The 21,835-nt window shown below is 43.1% G+C and carries 23 protein-coding genes and 1 riboswitch; of the genes, 3 read left to right on the plus strand and 20 right to left on the minus strand.

The window, feature by feature from the left end; genetic code table 11:
* Positions 1-38: 38 nt before the first annotated feature.
* From DSOL_RS02180 to DSOL_RS02210, 7 genes are all read right to left on the minus strand, one after another.
* A complete protein-coding gene (locus DSOL_RS02180) occupies positions 39-482 on the minus strand; it encodes a DUF2383 domain-containing protein (RefSeq protein WP_075363241.1) in 444 nt (147 codons plus the stop codon).
* A gap of 52 nt (positions 483-534) precedes the next feature.
* Positions 535-798: an EscU/YscU/HrcU family type III secretion system export apparatus switch protein gene (locus tag DSOL_RS02185; protein ID WP_075363344.1), complete on the minus strand. Its 264-nt coding sequence runs from the start codon at positions 796-798 to the stop codon at positions 535-537.
* Positions 799-812: 14 nt separating this feature from the next.
* Positions 813-1,886, minus strand: a complete 1,074-nt coding sequence (locus DSOL_RS02190; protein ID WP_075363242.1) for a hypothetical protein — start codon at positions 1,884-1,886, stop codon at positions 813-815.
* A 48-nt stretch (positions 1,887-1,934) separates the two neighbouring features.
* Positions 1,935-2,543 carry a DUF2103 domain-containing protein gene (locus DSOL_RS02195; protein WP_075363243.1) on the minus strand — a complete coding sequence of 203 codons (609 nt, stop codon included), beginning with the start codon at positions 2,541-2,543 and terminating at the stop codon, positions 1,935-1,937.
* Positions 2,544-2,559: 16 nt separating this feature from the next.
* Positions 2,560-3,042, minus strand: a complete 483-nt coding sequence (locus DSOL_RS02200; protein ID WP_075363244.1) for a metallophosphoesterase family protein — start codon at positions 3,040-3,042, stop codon at positions 2,560-2,562.
* 37 nt (positions 3,043-3,079) lie between these two features.
* Positions 3,080-4,180, minus strand: a complete 1,101-nt coding sequence (gene mqnE, locus DSOL_RS02205; protein ID WP_075363245.1) for an aminofutalosine synthase MqnE — start codon at positions 4,178-4,180, stop codon at positions 3,080-3,082.
* A gap of 132 nt (positions 4,181-4,312) precedes the next feature.
* A complete protein-coding gene (locus DSOL_RS02210) occupies positions 4,313-4,684 on the minus strand; it encodes a hypothetical protein (protein ID WP_075363246.1) in 372 nt (123 codons plus the stop codon).
* Between the two features lie 136 nt (positions 4,685-4,820).
* Here DSOL_RS02210 and DSOL_RS02215 point away from each other — a divergent pair, with 136 nt between their 5' ends.
* Complete coding sequence (locus tag DSOL_RS02215) at positions 4,821-5,264, plus strand: DMT family transporter (RefSeq protein WP_075363247.1); 444 nt, start codon at positions 4,821-4,823, stop codon at positions 5,262-5,264.
* On the opposite strand, the gene DSOL_RS02220 is transcribed toward DSOL_RS02215, so the two are convergent.
* Positions 5,261-5,791, minus strand: coding sequence for a hypothetical protein (locus DSOL_RS02220; protein ID WP_075363345.1), 531 nt, complete (start codon positions 5,789-5,791; stop codon positions 5,261-5,263). The genes DSOL_RS02215 and DSOL_RS02220 overlap by 4 nt on opposite strands.
* Positions 5,792-5,887: 96 nt before the next feature.
* Between DSOL_RS02220 and uvrC the strand changes: the two genes are divergently transcribed.
* The gene (gene uvrC / locus DSOL_RS02225) at positions 5,888-7,690 is read left to right on the plus strand and encodes an excinuclease ABC subunit UvrC (protein ID WP_427854370.1); all 1,803 of its coding nucleotides are present in this window, start codon (positions 5,888-5,890) and stop codon (positions 7,688-7,690) included.
* A 262-nt stretch (positions 7,691-7,952) separates the two neighbouring features.
* On the opposite strand, the gene DSOL_RS02230 is transcribed toward uvrC, so the two are convergent.
* The 6 genes from DSOL_RS02230 to DSOL_RS02255 all read right to left on the minus strand — a co-directional run bounded on the left by DSOL_RS02230 (position 7,953) and on the right by DSOL_RS02255 (position 13,035).
* Positions 7,953-8,675 carry a C40 family peptidase gene (locus DSOL_RS02230; protein ID WP_235838672.1) on the minus strand — a complete coding sequence of 241 codons (723 nt, stop codon included), beginning with the start codon at positions 8,673-8,675 and terminating at the stop codon, positions 7,953-7,955.
* A 7-nt stretch (positions 8,676-8,682) separates the two neighbouring features.
* A riboswitch (cyclic di-AMP (ydaO/yuaA leader) is annotated at positions 8,683-8,826 on the minus strand.
* Between the two features lie 972 nt (positions 8,827-9,798).
* Positions 9,799-11,166: a PFL family protein gene (locus DSOL_RS02235; RefSeq protein ID WP_075363249.1), complete on the minus strand. Its 1,368-nt coding sequence runs from the start codon at positions 11,164-11,166 to the stop codon at positions 9,799-9,801.
* A 44-nt stretch (positions 11,167-11,210) separates the two neighbouring features.
* Positions 11,211-11,504: an ACT domain-containing protein gene (locus DSOL_RS02240; protein ID WP_075363250.1), complete on the minus strand. Its 294-nt coding sequence runs from the start codon at positions 11,502-11,504 to the stop codon at positions 11,211-11,213.
* Positions 11,505-11,709: 205 nt separating this feature from the next.
* On the minus strand, positions 11,710-12,033 hold the full coding sequence (locus DSOL_RS02245) for a HesB/IscA family protein (RefSeq protein ID WP_083642281.1): 324 nt from the start codon (positions 12,031-12,033) through the stop codon (positions 11,710-11,712).
* A gap of 106 nt (positions 12,034-12,139) precedes the next feature.
* A complete protein-coding gene (locus tag DSOL_RS02250; RefSeq protein WP_075363251.1) occupies positions 12,140-12,379 on the minus strand; it encodes a hypothetical protein in 240 nt (79 codons plus the stop codon).
* A 41-nt stretch (positions 12,380-12,420) separates the two neighbouring features.
* A complete protein-coding gene (locus DSOL_RS02255; RefSeq protein WP_075363252.1) occupies positions 12,421-13,035 on the minus strand; it encodes an HD domain-containing protein in 615 nt (204 codons plus the stop codon).
* A 276-nt stretch (positions 13,036-13,311) separates the two neighbouring features.
* Here DSOL_RS02255 and DSOL_RS02260 point away from each other — a divergent pair, with 276 nt between their 5' ends.
* A complete protein-coding gene (locus DSOL_RS02260; protein WP_083642282.1) occupies positions 13,312-14,034 on the plus strand; it encodes a tetratricopeptide repeat protein in 723 nt (240 codons plus the stop codon).
* A 10-nt stretch (positions 14,035-14,044) separates the two neighbouring features.
* On the opposite strand, the gene pepF is transcribed toward DSOL_RS02260, so the two are convergent.
* The 6 genes from pepF to DSOL_RS02290 form a co-directional block, all read right to left on the minus strand.
* Positions 14,045-15,847 carry an oligoendopeptidase F gene (gene pepF / locus DSOL_RS02265; RefSeq protein WP_075363253.1) on the minus strand — a complete coding sequence of 601 codons (1,803 nt, stop codon included), beginning with the start codon at positions 15,845-15,847 and terminating at the stop codon, positions 14,045-14,047.
* 74 nt (positions 15,848-15,921) lie between these two features.
* Positions 15,922-16,653, minus strand: coding sequence for a GntR family transcriptional regulator (locus DSOL_RS02270; RefSeq protein WP_075363254.1), 732 nt, complete (start codon positions 16,651-16,653; stop codon positions 15,922-15,924).
* Positions 16,654-16,673: 20 nt separating this feature from the next.
* A complete protein-coding gene (locus DSOL_RS02275; RefSeq protein WP_075363255.1) occupies positions 16,674-17,600 on the minus strand; it encodes an ABC transporter permease in 927 nt (308 codons plus the stop codon).
* Positions 17,601-17,604: 4 nt separating this feature from the next.
* Positions 17,605-18,666 carry an ABC transporter permease gene (locus DSOL_RS02280; protein WP_075363256.1) on the minus strand — a complete coding sequence of 354 codons (1,062 nt, stop codon included), beginning with the start codon at positions 18,664-18,666 and terminating at the stop codon, positions 17,605-17,607.
* 3 nt (positions 18,667-18,669) lie between these two features.
* Positions 18,670-20,184 (minus strand): ABC transporter ATP-binding protein, encoded by a 1,515-nt coding sequence (locus DSOL_RS02285; protein ID WP_075363257.1) that lies wholly within the window; start codon positions 20,182-20,184, stop codon positions 18,670-18,672.
* A gap of 86 nt (positions 20,185-20,270) precedes the next feature.
* The gene (locus DSOL_RS02290; RefSeq protein WP_075363258.1) at positions 20,271-21,317 is read right to left on the minus strand and encodes a BMP family lipoprotein; all 1,047 of its coding nucleotides are present in this window, start codon (positions 21,315-21,317) and stop codon (positions 20,271-20,273) included.
* Positions 21,318-21,835 lie beyond the last annotated feature (518 nt).

Raw genomic sequence — 21,835 nt, forward strand, 5'->3', positions numbered from 1 at the left:
CGCTTTTTTATTTATTGCTTTTCAGTTACTTTCGTTCCCTATAAATTACTATAGAGACCCTCTCTCAAATCCTGCAGTTGTTTAAGGTGATCATGTTCATCAGAGAATATAGGGTCCAAGACCTCTTTTTCAGCGCTACTCAAATAGTGTTCGGAATACTGTACTGCTCGAGCCAGTCCCTTATCCTCTCCGTCATAAAGACGCTCTAAGATTTCCATGGGCACTGCTTCCCCCATATTAGACAAACGGGTTTTCCAATCCGCCATGATACCCACTAACCCTGCTCCTTCTTCCGCTTTTCCTCCATTGGTTTGAATGTAATAGGAGATCCTAGTGGCATGTTCTTTATGATCCGTTAGAATTGCGATAAGATGGTTTCGCAGTGGGCCTTCCGTTAGTTCGTCAATATACGCTTGATACTGCAAGATCGCCATATGTTCGCCTTGAAGGATCTTGTTCAGTACTTCAAATGAATTATTCATTTAAGCCTCCTGTATCGAATTTTTAACCTTAGTTTGCGAAGCTTTCTATAAATTATGTATTTGTGTTAGATTTTGCTGTGTCTAGTCTATAGACAAACGCTAAGATCTCTGCCACTGCACGATAGAGCTGGGGGGGAATTTCCTTTGTCAACTCCACCTGCATCAACGCTTCAACAAGCAGTTCATTTTTTTGAATGGGAATACCTTCTGCTTCGGCGACTTCAATAATAGTTCGAGCCACTTCCCCTACCCCTTTAGCCACGATTCTCGGTGCCCCAGTTTGATCATATACTAAGGCAGCAGCTTTCTCCCTCATCTCTTTCTTTTCCTTCATCTCTGAATATCAACTCCACTTCGGCGAGATCCTTTAAGAAAATTCTGAAATTCTAGGTTTATTTCCAGATCACCAATTTCCACGTTCTCAAGCTTGAAGCCGAGTTTGGAAAATTTCACTCTGGTTTGAGGCATAACCATCTCTAGGAGCTGAGGAAGGACCTGAGTGTACCTAGTTAGGATACGAAAGAAGAGTGAGTCTTGATTAAAATAAGCATCAATGCCAACATCTCCAAGCTGCTGGGTTTCAATCTGAATGGCTATCCTACAATGTTTCTCATTCATTTTTGATCCTTTTCGAGAACTCTCAATCGCTATATGTACGGGTACCAGTTGTTCCTGATTTAATAATGGAAGATGAAGTAACATAAATGCATTATCTAGAGTTCCAGTTTTAAACCAAAGCTGTTGCGCGGTAATTTTCTGGAGCAAATGAGTTGATTGACCATCATGATCGTGAGCCTCTTTATTCTGTAAGGCTTCCAGAAGTTTATATTTATACGTGTCTTTTAAACTATCTTTCTCTGCTTCCTTAGCCTGGGGATCGAGTTTCTGTATTTGAGCTAGTCGGTGTTCATAGTTAATTCCAAGTTTTCGTAAGAACTCCACAAGCTCTTCCGCTCCATTTTCTTCTGACAATCCACCCCACTCAGGAATTGACTTACGCAAGTTGAGCATAAATTCATCGCTCATTGTCTCTTGAATATCCATGGCCCCTGAAGGAAATGTCTTTATCAGGGTTAAAATCTCCTGATTAATCGGTAATCCTCTCTCTGTTAACTGCGGAAACTGTTGAGGGACCAGGTGTACGTCCCCTTGCTTCTCCGGCAACGGCTCACGAATCAACAATAAGCTCTCTTGGCTAGAATTCCCTACTTTAACCCAAAACTTATCTCCCACTTGGGTCGAAGTCTCCAAGAGGGCGAGCAAGTCCTGTCCGTTGATCCGAACAATTCCTTTTCCTTCAGCTGTTTTGTGGACAACTTCCACTAACAAACGTTCGCCGGGACGCCATTGATTAAGTAAAGTTCCATTGATCGTCCCCGGTGCTAATATACCGCCAACTTCCATACGTCAACCTCCAATATGAACGCTTAAGCGATATCAAACAGGAGACAGTTATGGTCGTTTGCCAAACGCTGTCTTTCCTATTTTCTGCAGTTTTTCGGTCTTAGTTTTTGTGTTTTCTAGGGACTTTTTAAGGTGGCTAAGGGCTTTACGAGTGGCATGATCCAATTGATCGGCAATTTTAGGGACATCTCGATCTTCTAGGATCGACTTAGGAATTCCACCATTTGGGCGCTTTTTCGATCGATGTGCGCCTCGATTAGACGTTTTGAGCTCTGATGCAGAACGCGATTTTGGAGTGATATTGGACAAGTTCTTTCTAGAAATTGACTTCGGTTTGCTTTCTGATACGGAATTAACTGGGGAATCTATCGATGACAAATCCGACGGGAATTGATCTCTAATCCACTTCTCAACACAAGCTGGGCTCTTCGTTACCACAAACACTTCCTGGATAGAACCATTACTTTTAAGCAAAAGCTTGCAGCCTGTTTGAGTTTGATACTTATAGACAATCCCACGTTCCGAAGAATGACTCACGTCAATAACGCCGGGAATAATATCTGTCACTTCTGATAGTCGGCTTAAGTTTTCAAGCCAGGGCAAAGCATTTTGAATAATGCCATGTTCTCGTTTTACCTTATTCCGGCGATATTTCATGTATAAACACCGACTTTCAAAAATACAAATGCTTTGCTTCGATCTGCCATTGTTGAATCGTCAATAGGCCGAAGGAATATTGGGGCTCACGCCTTTTGTCCGTCGGAGAACCCGGATTAAACATGAGAATACCATTTTTCCATTCTATAAATGGGATGTGACTGTGTCCAAACACAATTAGGTCAACCATACAGTTCTCAAAGGCGGCATAAGCACGTTCCTGCGTACTTTTCCCCCTTCCAGTATCTCCATGAATTAACCCAATCTTAATGGCTTCACATTCGATAATATCACGATCTGGCAAAGAAATATCCCAACTGTCGCAATTTCCTTTGACCGCTCGAACAGGTGCGATACAGGCCAACTCCTCCAGTAGACCCATATGTGTCAAATCACCCGCATGAAGAATTAGATCAATATTAGTTAGTTGTTCCCATACAAAACTGGGAAGAGACTTGCCCGCTCGTAAGTGGGTATCTGACAAAACCGCGATGCGCATTCAATTCACCTCTTGGTTTCTAACTCCGGGCACACCACTATGGGCGAATAGTTTTTAAAACATGGTAATATGAATCCCGTTCAACAGCATCTAAACCTGTCTCATGAATCATATGGATCAGCTGATGTTCACTCTGCATTTGAGGACTGGTGGCACCGGCCGTATGATAAATTTTCTCTTCACGAACAACTCCATCAAGATCATTGGCACCGAAGTTAAGGGCCATCTGGGCTACTTGAGGAGTGGAAGATATCCAATATGCTTTAATATATCGGAAATTATCAAGAATCAAGCGAGCCACTGCAATCACTTTCAATGTGCGTAGTGCACTAGCTTGGGAAACCTCTTCAAACTTCGTGTTTTTCGGATGAAAGGCGGTGGGAATCAAAGCATAGAAACCTTGCGTTTCATCTTGTAGCTCTCTCAATGCTAGGAGATGATCGATTAGTTCTCCATCCGTTTCAATCAAGCCATACAGCATATTCGCATTAGTTGGAATTCCCAACTGATGAGCAGTTCGATGAATTTCTAACCATCGTTCTCCGCTTAGTTTTCCCGGACATATAATTTCACGGACTCTTTGACTGAAATTCTCTGCACCGCCACCGGTTATAAAGCTGACACCAGCTTCTTTAAATGTCTTCAGAATTTCAAAAATAGGTTTATTCTGAATCTGGGAAAAATAATCATATTCCGCTGCGGTAAAAGCTTTCAAACTTACTTTAGGGGCGCGTTCTTTAATTTTTGTAATCATGTCCAAGTAATACGAAAAGGATAGCTCAGGGTGGATCCCTCCAACAATATGTATTTCTGTTACTCCTTGATCTGCATACTGCCCTGCTTTTTTGACCACCTCTTCAATGGACATTGTGTAAGAACCCTTTTCTCCAGGGTCTTTGGCAAAAGCACAAAGCCCGCACCGTACTTTACATACATTACTATAGTTAATATGGGCATTATTATTAAAAAACACCTGATCTCCGGTCATGGTGCGCCGCTGTTCATTCGCAAGGTAACCTAGACCAAGTATATTGGTTGTCTGCAATAAGTGTAGTCCATCATTTCGATTAAGCCGTTGTTCCGTCTTCATTTTATCATAGACGTCTTCTAATCCACTGATTATTGGATCAAATTCCACTTCTGACCCTTCTTTCCCAAAATTATTAGTTTATATATTATAACATAATTCTCGAAATTCGAGAAAAGATAAGAAACAGTTGGAAAAAAGGGCTGTAAGGCAGTCCCCCACAGTCCTTCATTCAATAATGTTTTAGTGAAAATATTTTATGCCTTGACGTTGGCGTTTAATCGCTTTGCGCACTTCATTAGCGACTCGCCATGTTTCGGGCTGGTGGGGAGTCATAAGCTCCATTTTCCCAGATCGTTTATCAATTAGTATATCCACTGTCGGTTTATGACCTTCGGCTTTTTCTCCGGGATGAAGAATATCAATTCCAATTTTATGTTCATCATATTGAGGCGGAACAAGGTAATTTAACACTTCTTCTGTCGCATCCATTAATTCAACAACTTGTTTTTGGGGATATCCTTCTCTTAATAGAATATCTCGAACTTGAGGCAACGGATGTTCGAGTGTGAGCAGCATCTGGGCGCGTTGTATTAAATTATAATCGATGTCCAAAACGCCACCTCCACTTATTTATCTTTCTTAACTTATTTTCATTTTCCCCTTATACTCTCGATTGAATACTGATAGTTCTTTACGTATATGGTTATTTTTTCTATTCTATTGTTTTATCAACTCAAGGAGGCTTATTATGTCGAAATTACTATCCTTCCCTTTTTTAGTTGCTGCAATATCGGGGATCGCAATGGCCATACAAGGCACTTTGAATTCATCCCTAAGTCAAAAAACGTCGCTTCTTTCTGCAACGCTTGTGGTCCACATCATCGGTACTCTTGTCGCTGTAATTGCTGTGCTTGCATGGCGAATTCCTCTCTTAAAACACCACTGGGTTGCGGTACCGTGGTATTTCTACCTTGGCGGCGTGCTCAGCGTCCTCATTGTCGGACTTGTTGCCATCAGTATTCCTAAGGTTGGCGTGTGCAACGCTACCACAGCAATTATTATCGGTCAGGTTAGTATGGCAGTACTTATCGATCATTTCGGATGGTTTGGTATGAGTCGTCTCCACTGGAATCCATGGCAGATTGTTGGAATCGGATTGTTTGCCGCAGGGGCTAAACTGCTCTTTCGCTAATTCTTGTTTTTTGAGCGATCCCCGATTAAGGACATATTCATAATAATTGTATAAATTTCCTCACTGACAGTAAATTTGCGAATTTGCCCGTTGGCTGCTAATATGACTGTACTTTTGCCAGTAGCACTCTGATCACTTTCGATAATTCGAAGCAGAAAAGCATAAGCTTCACTGCTCACTGCCAACTGCTTAAACTCACCTTCAGCGACAAAGATGATCCAATAACCCGAGGAAACTTCACTGTTTCCATTATTATAGAGAGCATTGGCTACACTCGAGAAGTCTTGTCCTAGCAATGTCTGTGGATTGGTTCCATCCGTGTTAGCACTTATCGAATTATTAAGAGTATAGTTGTCATTTATCGTACTGGTTTGAGTTACTGGTTCAGATAGACGTGAGTATATATCCTTGAAAAAGTTAGGAAATAAGATGTAACCGACAACCCCTATAATGAGAATCCAAAGGGCCAAGGCCTGTAAATCCTGCCATAATTCACTGCGTGGTGGTCGTCCCCAGGTATTAGGCATACCTTCCCCTCCAAATAATAGTCTATCTTCAGATTCATAAATGCTACCCTCTAAATCATATATACGTTTGTTTTTACTCAGATATGTATATGAAACTTGCATCTCGTAATCCCACCCTCTAAAATAAGAACTGAGGTGGGGAAAATGGATCTGCTTCGACAAAAACTGACTTTATTGCCCGAGAAGCCGGGCGTTTATCTGATGAAAGATACACAAGGACAAATAATTTATGTCGGCAAGGCTAAAGTACTAAAAAATCGGGTAAAGTCATATTTTACAGGATCACACGTTGGAAAAACTGAGCGCCTCGTAAGTCAAATCGTTGATTTTGAATATATCGTAACCGATTCAGAAGTAGAGGCTCTTGTTTTAGAGTGTAATCTCATTAAAAAACACAGCCCAAAGTACAATATTCTCTTGCGTGATGATAAAACCTATCCCTATTTAATGATCACAGAGGAGACCCATCCGCGGATTCTTATTACTCGACAACTCAAGAAGGGCAGAGGTAAATACTTCGGGCCTTATCCCAATGCAACTGCCGCCAAAGAAGCTGCTCGTTTACTCAATCGTCTTTTCCCATTTCGGAAATGCCGCCAAATTCCTACTCGACCCTGTCTTTATTATCACTTGGATCAATGCCTTGCTCCTTGTGTCTCAGAAGTCTCACTTGATATTTACGCCGGAATGCGCAAAGAGGTTACAACGTTTCTAAAAGGCGACCAAAGCGGGATACTATCATTATTAGAAGAGAAAATGCAAAGGGCGGCTGATGCACTTCTATTCGAACGGGCTCTAGAATATAGGGACCTAATCCAGGACATAAAACTCCTTAGTGAAAAACAAAACATCACACTCAATGACTTTATTGATCGGGATGTATTAGGGTACGCAATCACGACGGATCAGATGTGTATTCAGATTTTTTATTTACGGCAAGGCAAACTACTGGCACGAGATAGTTTCATTTTTCCTTATTATGAAGAGCCCGAAGATGCTTTCATCTCTTTTGTTGCTCAATTCTATAGCGATCATACGTGGCCTCAGGAGATCTTGCTCCCGCCGATTGAATCTCAAATCTTATCCAGCCTATTTCCTATCACTGTTCCTCAAAAAGGAAAGAAACATGAGCTACTCCAAATGGCAATGTCTAATGCCAAGACCACCCTTCATGATCAAATTACACTAGAAATTCGCCAACAATCCGAGACACAGCTCGCTTTAGCCACACTGGGAGAACTATTAAAGATCCCCGTTCCCGGCCGTATCGAAGCCTTTGACATATCTAATACAGCAGGGACACACACTGTTGCCGGGATGGTTCAATTCATGGAGGGTAAACCCCAGCGCAAAGGGTACCGAAAATATAAAATTCAGCCCATGGAAACCAGTGATGATACGGCTGCCATGGGACAGGTTATTTTGCGTCGGTATACACGAATGATTGCGGAAAACAGCCCTCTTCCAGACTTAATTTTAGTCGATGGAGGCAAAGGACAAATTAATGCAGCCCTCGGTGCACTAAAGGCATTAAACATAACGATCCCCGTCGCCGGAATGGTTAAAAACGACCATCATCAAACCCACGGACTCCTAGATCAATCCGGTAATCAGGTTACCCTACCCAAAAACCACCCCACCTTTTATTTACTCGGCAGGATTCAGAATGAAGTTCATCGTTTCGCTATCACATTTCATCGTCAACAACGGGCAAAAAGTATGACACTCTCTGCTCTAGATAATATCCCAGGAATTGGGCCGAAACGCAAACAACACCTTTTGCATCATTTTTCATCGCTTGAAGACATTAAACAGGCAAGCATTGATGAACTCCAAGCAGCCGGACTACCACACAGTACTGCCTCTGTGATTTACCAATACTTTCAGACACCGTCCTAATGAAGATCAATCTAATAGGAGGTTTCACGCTCATGATTCTAAACTATCGAGTTGAATTATGTCGAAATTGTTATTTTAAACGAACCCACCAATGTTCACTTTCAGATTCCTACATTCAAAATCCGTTATTTTCCTATACAAAACCCAGCGGAGAATGTATTAAACACAAGCCAATTCCCTGGTTACCGCAATAGTGACAGTATAACAAAAGGGTACAGCAGGAACTATTATAGTTCCTGCTGCACCCTTTGACTAAATAATACTAGTTCGCGCGCCGAGCACCAATGTAACGGCTTGCATAATAACTTTCACTTAGGCTTGTAACCTGAACGCCACTATTTGACGCATGAACAAAACGTCCGCCACCGATATAAATTCCAACATGAGATGCTCCTGGAGCATATGTTGTAAAGAATACCAAATCCCCTGATTGGAGTTGATCTCGCTTTACGGAGGATCCCACGTTGAATTGTTCACTAGCGGTCCTCGGTAAGTAAGTACCAGATCCCTTAAATACATATTGTGTATATCCCGAACAATCAAAGCCACTGCGGCTCGCTCCACCAAAGACATAGGGAACGCCAACAAGACTTAAGGCATGATCCGCTAGATCAGAGCTATTGGATCGAGAAACTTGTTGTTTAGACGCTGCTGCCGCGACTTGAACAGGCTTTGAAGTACTTTTAGTGGATGCAACTACAACCGTCGGATTACTTTGGCTGGGTACTGACTGCTTTGACAAGGTATTCGTTCCCATTGGGAGAATCACCGGACTAGAGACCCATTTCAATTGCTTATGCACTGCCTCTGTGTATGTTCCTGTTGGCACATTGGATGTAATCACAAGCATAGGCTTCATCAAAGAATGAATTGTTGCTGCTTGAGTTTGATTTTGAGTCGTAGCCAATGCTGGTAAGCTACTGGCTAGAATTAGGCCCGCCAAAATAGAGCTTCCCAGCCACATCCGTTTAGATGAGGGAATCACCAAGAACTTTTCCACCTTTCTTAGCTTACGAGGTTAGTTGACGGATTCGGGCAGAAGGTGTTTGCCCTACACGCGAAAAGGGTCACGTGATTCACCCCAATATAATCCCCCGTTCCAAGTACATTAAATTTGGATTCAGCTTTTTGAATGTCCTATTAATATTCGTGATAAACTCTTAAAATCCTGCATAATTAGAAAAAATAATTGAAAACAAAATGTTCACACCATACGTTTCCCATAGCCACCATGTCTTATGCACACTCTCCTAAAGCGAAAGCGTCTCGGAAATTCCGACAATAGGGTGTGGATATGGATGGTCTTCCTTAAAAAACAAGCGCCTCTCAATTGAGAGGCGTGCTTTTCTTTAAACGATAGGAAGCAACGAGTCAATATTGAGGCTTAGGTCAAGTAGGTTTTCCCACTGAGTTCCTTCGGTTTCCCGCAAGGCGATTTCTCCTTATCCCCAGCCTGAGGTGTCACCATCACTCAGAACTTGATCACCACTGAGTCCGCACTTCAATCCTCGTTGGTACACGATCTAGAAGTTTCCTTAACACTCCTTGACAATCTAGCCTCTTTTGCAGAAAAGCATTTCCAGCAATCTAGACAGCATCGGCCAACACGGTCCAGACCTATTAAGCTTTCCCAACTTTCCCACCTCAAGGCAGGCTACACTGCACTAAGTTCCTTCCTAATGCAGGTTCTACCCTAAGCCGTAGCCTCTTAGAAGCCACGCACTTAGGCCTCCACGGAAAAGGGTCACGCCCACATGCCATTGCGGATCCCCCTCATCCTTAACCCCCAGCAGCAACCCTCGACTGGGCGTCGAAAGCCACCACCAGGAACTTCATCGGTATGCCCTTAGCGGATTATTAGGCCCGCCTTCGATTGCCAACTCATGCACTAGAATAACGTTCCATAGTTTAAAGAAAATCAATTACTTATCTACGTCCTTTATTGTACCTGATTTTTGCTGATTAGTAAAAATCCTCTTAACCACCTATACGCATGATTTCATAAGCTTAAGTATCCCTTATTCAGCTTAAGTGCCTTTTAGTCCAGCTCAATGTTCAAAATTTGTAGAATCGCGGTTATTTGGTTGATGAAAGGATTCAATTCAAATTTAATTTGAAAGGCTAATTAATGGAGCTGGAATCCGGCCCCCACGGTTAACAAACATTTTTGAAGAAAATGGATGAATGGCCATAACCGGTGCTCCACCCAATAATCCGCCATATTCTACCCGATCACCCGCCTTCTTGCCAGGCGCGGGAATCACTCGTACAGCTGTTGTCTTTTTATTGATCATCCCTATTGCGGCTTCATCCGCAATAATTGCCGAAATTGTTTCAGGGCTGACATCTCCTGGTAGCGCAATCATATCTAAACCGACCGAACAGACGCAGGTCATTGCTTCTAACTTATCGAGGGTTAATGCCCCAACCTCAACAGCTTTTATCATTCCCGCATCCTCCGAGACTGGTATAAATGCACCGCTTAAACCTCCAACGTGAGATGATGCCATTGCGCCACCCTTCTTAACCGCATCATTAAGTAACGCCAAGGCGGCGGTTGTTCCATGCGTCCCGCATCGTTCAAGTCCCATATTTTCCAGGATTTCTGCCACACTATCCCCGATTGCAGGAGTTGGTGCCAAAGAAAGATCTACAATTCCAAAGGGGACATCTAAGACCTTCGATGCTGCCCGTCCAATAAGCTCTCCCATACGAGTAATTTTGAATGCTGTTTGTTTAATTAAATTAGACAATTCGCTGAAATCTGCTTCAGGGTATTCTTTCACTACATTTGCCACAACCCCAGGTCCACTCACACCTACATTGATTACACACTCGGGTTCTCCAACACCATGGAAAGCTCCGGCCATGAACGGATTATCCTCTGGTGCATTGCAAAAGACGACCAATTTTGCTGCCGCTATCCCATCTCTGTCAGCCGTCATTTGAGCAGATTTCAAAATTACATTGCCCATTTTCAGAACTGCATCCATATTAATCCCTGTTTTAGTCGTTCCAATATTCACTGACGAACAAACAAATTCTGTTTCACTAAGTGCTTGTGGTATGGCATCGATGAGCGCTAAATCTCCGCCAGTAAACCCTTTTTGAACCAGGGCAGAAAACCCACCGATAAAATTAACCCCAATCTCTCTCGCAGCACGATCTAATACTTTGGCTATTCGGACCATTTGATCTGAATTTAAATGATTCGCCGCAATCGCTATGGGAGTGACTGATACCCGTTTATTTATAATGGGAATTCCGTAACGTGCCGAGATTTGCTCGCCCACTGCTACTAACTGTCCTGCATTTTTAGCGATCTTATCATAAATTTTTTGTTCCATCCGATTAATATCTTCGGATCCACAATCAAGTAGACTAATTCCCATCGTAATAGTTCGAATATCCAAATTTTCTTCATGAATCATCTTAATAGTTTGTTGAATTTCTTCTCGTGCAAATGTTATTGTCATAACTTTCCTCCACTATCCTAACTTGAGTTCCCCTGAAAGCTCTATTAAATGCGATGCATAAACGTAAAGATATCTTCATGTTGAACCTTTACCTGCAACCCTTTGTTGTCGCCCTCATGTTCCAGTGTGCGTGCTAATTCGACAAGTTCTAAAATGGCTGGTTTCAAGTCTACCACCATGATCATTGTGAAAAATTCATTCACAATGGTTTGACTGATATCCAGTATGTTGACATGATATTCCGCAAGTCTTCCTGAAACCCAAGCGATAATTCCAATTTGGTCACGACCCAAGACAGTAATAATAGCACGGTTAGACTCTTCCCGTGATAATGTCATAGTAGTTCCTCCCTTTATAGACGTTTGTATTCTGATTATGGACATTAGACTAACACATCTAAGGAGTATACTCAAGTACTTTTCGAGGGATAGATTGTTTTTCGAGTACACTCAGCCTTCCAGATCACAAGACCTACTTTCTCACCCATTAAAGTATAAGTAAGAGAGAGCTCATATATGAGCTCTCTCTTTTCCATCTCTTGCCTTAGCAGCTTCCACCGCAGCTATCTCCGCAGCCACCGCCAGAATTAGCTGTACGTATTTCAAATCCTCCGCCGTTTGCGGAGTCAATGTAGTCAATAATTGCTCCTTCTAGATGAACAGAAAGTTTTTTATCCGCGATTAATGACACACCATGCTCAACATCAAGAATATCCTCATCCGTCTTTGACTCATCCAGAGTCATGCCGAAATTCGGCCCACCTCAGCCAACGCCTACAAGATAGAGGCGAAGAAATGCATTTTCTTTGTTTTGATTTTTTAGAACTTCTTTGACTTTCTGGGCAGCGAGTTCTGTAATTCCAACCATTATATCTTCACTCCTTTTTACAAACTTTAATTCTTAATATACCACACTTTTAGCTTTTCACAAAACAATCTTAAAAAACATTGTTAAAATGTTCATAATTCGATTCTTAAACTTCTTTGCCGTCCCCATTCGGCTGGAAATCCTTCCAGAGACGACGAACTTCTACTTCAATACTAGCTGGGAGATCCTGAGTAAATTTTTGCAACTGCCTCATTTCTACCTGAATCTTTTGTGACCAGCTTTGTCCTTCCGGCCACGCAATAAAAATCTTTGGTTGTGGAACGAGAAACGTTCGCAAAAATCCAAGGAAAATAAAAAGAGTCAACAGACGCCAAAGCCAACGCATTTTGAATTCATCCTTTCTGGATAAGCCATGCTAGAACTAGCTTATCCAGAATGAGATAATTTGAGTCGTTCGTCATGTAACTCTCGCCAAAACCCTTCCATGTAAAGGAACAAAGGTTCAAAATAAACTTTAGCAGTTTTCGTGAATAAATGTTCCTGATAGCCACATATTTTTTCTTGATAAAACGTCTCACAGGAATTTTCGCCCACTAATGGCCACCCTTGTACCCCAGCTAAGGTAAACAAACGTCCCAATCCAATAGCACCCACGAAATCCAATTTGTCCGCATCATACAAGATCTTGGCTTCCAACGTATTCGGTTCGTGCCCTCCTTCACGAGAATGGGCCACGATCGCATCTTTGACTCTCTGGACAACGTCTTGAGAATATCCTGTTTTATGTAGAATATTGACTGCAAGACCGGCGCTACTTTCTGCATGCGTTTTTTCCACCGCCCCAGAACGACCGATATCATGAAGAAGTGCTGCCAACTCAACGATCATAACGTCAGCCCCTTCTTCAACTGCCAGCTTTTTGCCCCACTCTCTAACTCTCAAGGCATGTTCCAAATCATGGGCACGGTCTTTTCGCGCGTAAAATCCCTGAGCAGCTAAAATGACCTGTTGTAAGTGATCTTGGGTTACTAAACCCTCCAAATTCCCACCCCCATCCGGTGAATGTGAATCACAACGCCTTAAGTAAACTAGTTCCAAGACTTTAATTTAATCTTACTACCCTAATTCTTGCTTTGTCAAGTTTACTATTTTGGGCTACAGGACCTTAATACTATTAAGTTTCATACCACAAAAAGGTTTTACGTTTTATAGTCTAAAGTACACGAACGATCTTATGAATTATAAGGTTAGATGCTATAATGAACACAGAATTATTCAAACAAATTAGCCCAGTACTTATTTGGTAAAGGAGAGCTTATGTTCAAACGCAATTTATTGGCCTTTGGTTTATTTGCCGGCGTCAGCCTTGTTCTTGTCACTGTAACCGTTTCACAGACTCCAATTAACAATCAGCTTCCCTCCCCTTCTATATCTGGTACTCCTGCTCCTTCCATATCCTCAGCAGAGCCAAGCACGATTCCCCAATCCTCACCGCAGACGACCCCGTCCTCCCCATCCTCACCTCAAAATTCAGTCCATGTTTCTGAGTCTCAAGCACTAGCTCACTATGAGCAAGGGCTCGAACTTTATTATAAACGTCAATTTTCCCACGCCCTTGTGCTTTTTAATCAAGCGTTGGTGATTGACCCTCTATGTTATGAAGCACTCAATGCCAAGGGAGCGACCTTAGCCTTTCAAGGAGAGCATGATCAAGGACTTGCTCTCATTCAGCAAGCCCTCGATCTTAATCCGTCGTTTGTATATGGCAATTTCAACCTAGGACTAGCGAATGAACTGGCCGGACGTTGGGATCCAGCGATTGCAGCTTACCAAAAGGCTTTACAACTCGATCATCGGGATACATGGAGCTATTACGGCATTGCGAGCATATACGGACGTCTCGGGAATATTGACAAAGTCGTGGAATATCTGCAACCAGCGATCGCCCTCGATCCCGATGTCAAAGAAGTGGCCCGGGACGAACAAGACTTCGCCCCCGTTCGTAAAGATTCACGTTTCCAAGCCCTAGTAAAGCCCTAGTCGAAACCCATTAGGCTAAGAGGGTCTCCAAACGTTCGACAAGTCCCGCAAAGACTTGAAGCGCATTCCGTACTGGGATAGGAGTTTCCATGTTCACACCTGCCTTGCGCAATAATTCGATTGGATAATCTGAACTCCCACTGCTCAAAAATTCAATATACCGCGCAACAGCCGGTTCACCTTCATCCAAAATAGCTCTTGCAAAGGCAATGGCCGCCGAGAAACCAGTGGCATATTTGTAAACGTAAAATGCATTGTAAAAATGAGGGATACGTGCCCATTCAAGCGCTATCTCAGGATCAAGGATAACATCCGTTCCATAATAGACTGCATTTAAGTCACGATAGATTTCGGAAAGGTTATCGGCCGTTAATGCCCCGCCTTCTTCCACTACGGAGTGAATCTTCTTCTCAAATTCTGCAAACATCGTTTGCCTGAAAATAGTGCCGCGAAACTGCTCCAGATAATGATTAATTAAATATGCAAGAATCTTAGGATCCTTTGTTTTGTCTAAAAGATCCTCCATTACCAAAGCTTCATTTAATGTTGAAGCAACTTCAGCTACAAAAATTTTGTATCCGGCATAAAGATGGGGTTGCGCACGATTGGAAAAAAAGGTGTGCAATGAGTGCCCCATCTCGTGAGCAAGGGTAAACATGGAATCCAAAGTGTCTTGATGATTAAGTAAGACGTACGGATGCGAACGATAAGTTCCCCACGAATATGCTCCACTCGTCTTTCCTTCATTTTCATAAACATCAATCCATTTCTTATGGAACCCTTCCTCTAGAATTTGGGTGTAGTCCCTACCTAGCGGGCGCAAGCCCTCAAGAACCATATTTTTTGCGTCTTCATAGGTAATGGTCATGGTCGTTTCCGGAATAATTGGGACATAGATATCATACATATGTAATTCATTGAGTCGTAAAGCCTTTTTGCGCAGTTGGACATATCGATGCATCTGAGGCAAAAATTCGTGAACCGTATCCACCAGGGAATCGTAGACCTTTAACGGAACACGGTCATCATCCAAGGAAGCCTCAATCGCCGAAGGATAGTTTCTTGCCTTGGCATAAAAAACATCAGATTTTATACTAGCATTCAAAGTGGCTGCCCACGTATTCCTTTGCTTCTCATAGGTACGATAAAGCGTCTCGAATGCTGCTTGGCGCACACCCTGCTTAGGGCTTTCCATAAACTGAATATAATTACCCTTCGTTAATTCTACCGTTTGGCCCAATTCATTCTCGATACTCGGAAATCTAAGGTCGGCATTATTGGCCATAGAAAAGATTGCTCCGGGAGCCTCTGCCAATTCGCCAACTTGGGCTAACAATTTTTCCTCGGTTGAACTGAGAATATGCTCTTTCTTGCGCATAATATCTTCTAGCGCATGGTTGTAATGTTCTAATTTAGGAGCTGTCGCGCGGAATTCCTCCAAACGTCCTTCCGACATAGCTAACAATTCTGGGACAACAAAGGACGCTGCACTGCTGACCTTCACTGCAAGTGCTCCCGCACGTTCTGTCAAAGCTTGATAGTTTGCCATGCGATTATCTTCATCTCGTCTCATTCGGGCATAAGAATAAATTTCTTCGATGCGCAAACTTAAATCATCCATCCATTCGAAACACGCTATGAGAGTATCCGAATTATCTGCTAAATGTCCCTCAAATTTCCCACCTTCTCCTAAGAGCTTTTCGACGTGGGCAAACTCTTTCTCCCATTGATCATTACTGGAGAAAATATCTTCCAAACGCCACTTGGTGGCCTCCGGAATTTCCGCTCTTGACTTCAGGCGTTGTTGTTCCACAATTTCACTCTCCTAAACAAAGTATCTCCCTTATTATATACATGAAGAGCGAAAATTACCATTTCTCAGTAGGTTTAACGAGATCTCGCAACGTGAAACACAAAATAATCTGAGCGGAAGAACAAGCGCGAATAAAAAATAGGTTGATCAAACTTATCAAAATGAACTTCGTCTAAAAGAAGCAGGGGACTCGCTGCTGAAACTAATAATTTGTCAGCTAGTTCTTTTCCCGCCACAATCGGCCGAATATCTGTCGAAGCGTATGTTATTCGAATTCCCTTAATCTCTTCTAGATACGTGAATATTGATGACTTGAGTTTTTCAAGATCCAGCTCCCCTACGTGTGGGGAAAACATATCAATACAATAAACAACAGGAACGCCATCTGCTGTACGCACTCTTCTCAGCTGATTAACAAGCGCACCCTCGCTCACACCCAGTTTTTCCGCTACCCTAGCATCCGCAGAAGAACTCCTGATTTCGATTTCGCTTGTCCCAGGTATCATGCCAAGCTCTGCTATGGCATCTGTCACCCGAAAAAGAACTTCAAGGCCAGGTTTAACCTTCGGAGAGGATTCCCCACGTACGAAAGTACCCAGTCCTTGTTTTTTCTCGACAACGCCATTCGATTCTAGGACTCGCAACGCCTCACGTAGGGTGTTACGACTAACGCCTAGTTCCTTGGCTAACTGTTCTTCATTAGGAAGCCGACTATCGATCAGATATTTTCCCCGGCGGATTTCATCTAAAAGTTCCAGTCGGACAAGATCCGAGAGGGATTTCCCGTTCTGATGAATCCGTCCCATGTCATTGACCCTCCATTTTATTATTTATTTGGATTGTAAGGAATACCATCCGCAGCGGGTGCGGTGCTTCTTCCGACTAATCCTGTCAAAGCCAAAATCGTCAGTGCATACGGAAGCATTTGAATAATATTCGAGGACACGCCCCCTCCTTGCAAGACCATGCTCAATGCCATGGCAAAACCAAACAGTAAAGCAGCCCCCAGCGAGCCAAACGGAGTCCATTTACCAAAGATCATTGCCGCAAGGGCAATATATCCCCGCCCGCCACTCATATTGACTTCAAAACTATTCAACAGACCTAAAGCCAAATAAACCCCTCCCAAGCTAGAAAGCATGCCACCGATAATAACCCCTAAATAACGAAGACGTCGGACATTAAGCCCTGCTGTGTCTGCTGCCTGTGGATTTTCTCCAACCGCTCTGATCCGCAAACCCAGATTTGTATGAAAGAGAAAATAATGTGACGCAATCACCAAAATCAACATTAAATAGACAACTACATTTTGAGAACCAAGAATTGGTCCTGCAAAAGGAATGTCACTTAATCCGGGAATGATAATGTTGGGAAGAGCTGGTGTCTCACGAGGGGTCCCACCATACCCGAAAATCGTATTCAATAAAAATGCCGTCAGTCCTGCTGCAAATATGTTCACACCCATACCCACGATCACTTGATCCGCTCCCAGATTCACAGTCACGTAGGCAAAGAGCGCCGAGACAAGCGCTCCCATAAATAGAGCACCCAGTAAGCCGAGCCAAGCACTGCTGGTATAATAGGAAAACAAAACCCCAAAGAAGGCCCCAATCAGCATGATTCCCTCCATCGCTATGTTCACAACCCCACTACGCTCAGAAAAAGTTCCTCCAAGCGCTGGGAGAGCAATCGGAGTGGCCATAGCCAGCGTTGCTGCCCACAGATCAGGTCTCGTCAATGCATCCCAAAGCATAACATTAAGCCTCCTTGTCCGACGCTAGAGTTTGACGTTTGCGCCAGCGTTTTTGAACCATCTGCACAATATCTTTTGTTGCGACTAAGAAGATAATGATCCCGGAAATGACATCGGTCAAATGCGCCGGAACTCCAGAGACCAATTGCATTGATTGCCCACCAGTAGACAAAGCCGCAAAGAAGATCGAAGCAAGAATCACACCAAACGGATTATTATTAGCGAGTAAGGCAACCACAATGGCCGTAAATCCATAGCCCGATGAGAAACTATCATAAAGTCGATGCTGGACACCCAGCATTTGGACTGCACCCGCTAAACCAGCTAACATTCCACTAATAAATAGGGCTAAGACCAAATGGAACGGAACATTGATACCTGCATAGTTTGCGGCCCGTGAATTCAGGCCAACCGCCCTTAATCGATAACCCAAAGTTGTCTTATAGAGCAACCAATAAACAATAATACATGCTACCACAGCAATGGCGAGACCCCAGGACAATTGCGTCCGCTCCACAATTTTTCCCAACGTCGCGGACGGAAGAATCACTGGGGATTGTGGGGTAAAACCTTGCTGCATCATTGGCCCATTTTCGAGCATATAGTGGCTCAAGAAGATCGCAATGTAACTCATCATCATAGTCGTGATAACTTCGTGGGCACCCACAAAAGCCTTAGCCAACCCTGGGATAATTCCCGCCCAAAGCCCAGCCGCCAGCATAGCAACAAGAATGGACAATGAGATATGTAGAATTGGGGAAAGCCCCTTCACGGAATAGCCAATCCATACCGCTGCCATGCTGCCAATCCAATATTGACCCTCCGCTCCAATGTTAAACAATCCCGCCTTAAAAGCAATGGCTACCCCTAAGCCCGAAAGGATCAAGGGAATAGCGTTGGCTATTGTGTTCGACAAGTTTACAGTTGAGCCAAACGCTCCAGAAAAGAGAGCCCCATAGGCTGTCAGTGGATTGTGACCAGTCCCAAGCATGACACCTGCACCGATCATGACTGCAATGACGATCGCTACAAAAGGGGTAACCAATCCTTCTATCGTCTTTTGCATGTTTTACCCCTCCTTCTCCAATTCGACACCTGTCATGAGTAAACCGAGCTGTTCACGTGTGACTTGTCCTCCCGGCAGGATCGCCATCAGTCGGCCAGCATGAATAACCCCAATCCGGTCTGACAAAGACATAATCTCCTCTAATTCTAAAGAAACCAAGAGAACAGCCTTCCCCTCGGCACGTAACTCCAAGAGTTTGTTATGAATAAACTGAATCGCACCGACATCTAAACCTCTTGTCGGTTGCGCCGCAATCAATAATTCAGGGTCACGAGAAACTTCGCGGGCCAAAATAACTTTTTGTTGATTTCCACCAGAAAGATTTCGCGCTAGGGCGTGAATCTGGCGTGGCCTAACATCGAAGGCTTCCGACAATCGTGTCGCAAAATCCTCAATAGGCTTTTTCTTCATCTGACCTACGCGAGCAAACGGTGCCTTGAAGAAGTCACGCAGCACGAAGTTTTCCTTTAGCTCAAAATCCATAACAAGGCCATCTAATTGACGGTCTTGAGGAATATAGCCAATCCCTACTTTAGTTCTGTGTCGTACCGTTGAGGACGTAATGTCATTCCCTAAAAAGCGGATCTTTCCACGTTTACAGGGCATAAGTCCCGTAATCGCTTCGATAAGTTCAAATTGTCCGTTCCCATCAATTCCTGCTAGACCAAAGATTTCTCCTCGCTGAACTTGGAAACTTACTCCTTTGACCTTCTCATTTCGACCGGACGAAACGACTAAGTCTTCGACCTCCAAAACCGCTTCACCCGGTGTCTGAGGTGGCTTCGACACATGAAGAACTACTTCGCGACCCACCATCAGATTGGCAAGCTCCTGAGGAGTTGTTGACTTAGTTTCAACGGTATTAACCGTCTTTCCCGCTCGCATAACTGTGACGCGATCGGAAATACGCTTCACCTCGTCAAGCTTATGGCTAATGAAAACAATCGGGATCCCCTGTGACCTTAGTCGTTCCATAACTTGGATTAATTCTTCCACTTCTTGTGGAGTAAGCATGGCCGTCGGTTCATCCAGAATAAGCAACTTAGCCTTGCGATAAAAAACTTTTAAGATTTCAACACGCTGTTGAAGCCCAACCGTGAGATCCCCAACTTTAGCGTTGGGATCAATATCCATATGGTACTGCTTCGCCAGTTGGCAAACGATCTCTACATTTTCCTTACGTTGATAATGAATTCTTCCCGGTTCTCCACCTAGAACGATATTTTCTGCAACCGTTAAAGCGGGTATGAGCATAAAGTGTTGGTGCACCATTCCTATACCCGCTTTAATAGCCTGGCGGGGACTTGTGAAGTTGAGTTCCTGGTCATAGAGCCGAATACTTCCTGAATCCGGTTTATATAATCCATAGATAACTTTCATGAGAGTGGATTTACCCGCACCATTTTCTCCTAAGATCGCATGAATTTCTCCTTCGCGCACATTAAGATTCACGTGATCATTGGCGAGAATTCCCGGAAATGATTTCGTAATATCTCTAACTTCTAAACAGGTACGCATAATGCCCTCCATTAGAAAGGGATTGCCCCATAAGGATTATGAAGCAATCCACTTGTCATTTCGTCCATCTAGCAAGCTATAAGCCCTTATTTGTAACCTTCTGGCATTTTGTTTGACACGGTAATTTTTCCATCTTTGATCTGCTTCATAGCATCGTTAACCTTATCAACAACCTCTTTAGGCACTACCTTAGTTGGAGTTGCAAAACCAACTCCGTCATTACTCAAGTCAAAAAACACGTTTCCGCTTTTGAACTTGTCATCCATGGCACCTTTAATAACATCAAAGGTAGCGACATCCATACCTTTCAGGGCACTGGTAATGACAGTATCTGGAGCCATGTAGTTCTGATCCGCGTCGACACCAATAGCATAGACTTTCTTTTCTTTGGCTGCGTCAATTACGCCCGTACCAGTTCCACCTGCTATGTGAAAAACAATATCCGCACCAGCTGCAATTTGGGAAAGTGCCGTTTGTTTACCAAGAGCAGGATCATCAAACTTACCCGTGTATTTTAAGTTAATATTAATATCCGGATTAACACTCTTGGCACCTTGGATAAATCCTGCGATGTAATCGTTGACTGGGGGAATCGCCATTCCACCTACAAGACCCACGGTGTTTTTACCCAGTGCATTTGGGATTGCTGGAGCTTTCTCCATTAAGCCTGCCATCACACCGACTAAGTAACCGCATTGTTCTGTCTTAAACATTGCGGAAGCTACGTTGGGACGGTCCGTAATGGATGAGTCAATAATCATAAATTTAGTATCTGGATAATCTTTAGCAACCTTCTCCACTGCATCTTGCATTAAAAATCCGACAGCAATAACCAAATTGTATTTATCTTGGGCAAAACGACTGAGGTTTGTTTCGTAATCTGTCATTTGTTTAGACTCTACAACACCCTTTGTCACTCCAAGGTCTTTTACAGCCTTTTCTAACCCTTTGTTCGCGAGAAAGTTAAAGCTATGGTCATTAAGTCCACCCACGTCAGTGACTAAGCCGACTTTGAATTCCTTTTTCGCAGGTTCAGTTGCTTTAGGAGTCGCTGTTGTATTACCACACCCGACAAGAGCTATGGCCAGAATAAGTACAATTGATAAGATACCAATAAAGCGTGATTTTCTCATAATTTCATTTCCCTCCATTAATTTTTGGTATTATCTTCATTTCATAAAGAGTTTATTCTCACCCCCATTTCGGTTGTAGGACCTCGAACAGCTCAGTTGATTCAGTTTATCAAGTATTCAGAAAATGTACAAGATCTTTCTTTCATTCTTTTAGGTGGCAATCTACTTCTTTATATTTGCAATATATTCCTTTTTAGAAAATTAATAACTGTAATATTCTCATTTATACACAAAGCAAAACAGGCAGCGTACGTTCCACTGCCTGTTTCATCCACCTAGTCCACTTACCCCCTGGAAGGTTCCCCAACCTTCCAAAATTAATTTTACTAGATTCCTTCCGTCTTTGCAAGTCTGTCGGTCGCAATTCCAAGTAATAACTTTGTAAAGTTTATGCTCAATATGACACTTGCCGATAACGTCTATCTGTATTATGATAGTAGGAATAATATCTACTAGGAAAGCATTCAATTACTCCATGAGGATGGTACCGTAAGGATCTGACTCATCCCTTAGATTGG

It is taken from the genome of Desulfosporosinus metallidurans, assembly GCF_001936615.1.
Lineage (GTDB): Bacteria > Bacillota > Desulfitobacteriia > Desulfitobacteriales > Desulfitobacteriaceae > Desulfosporosinus > Desulfosporosinus metallidurans.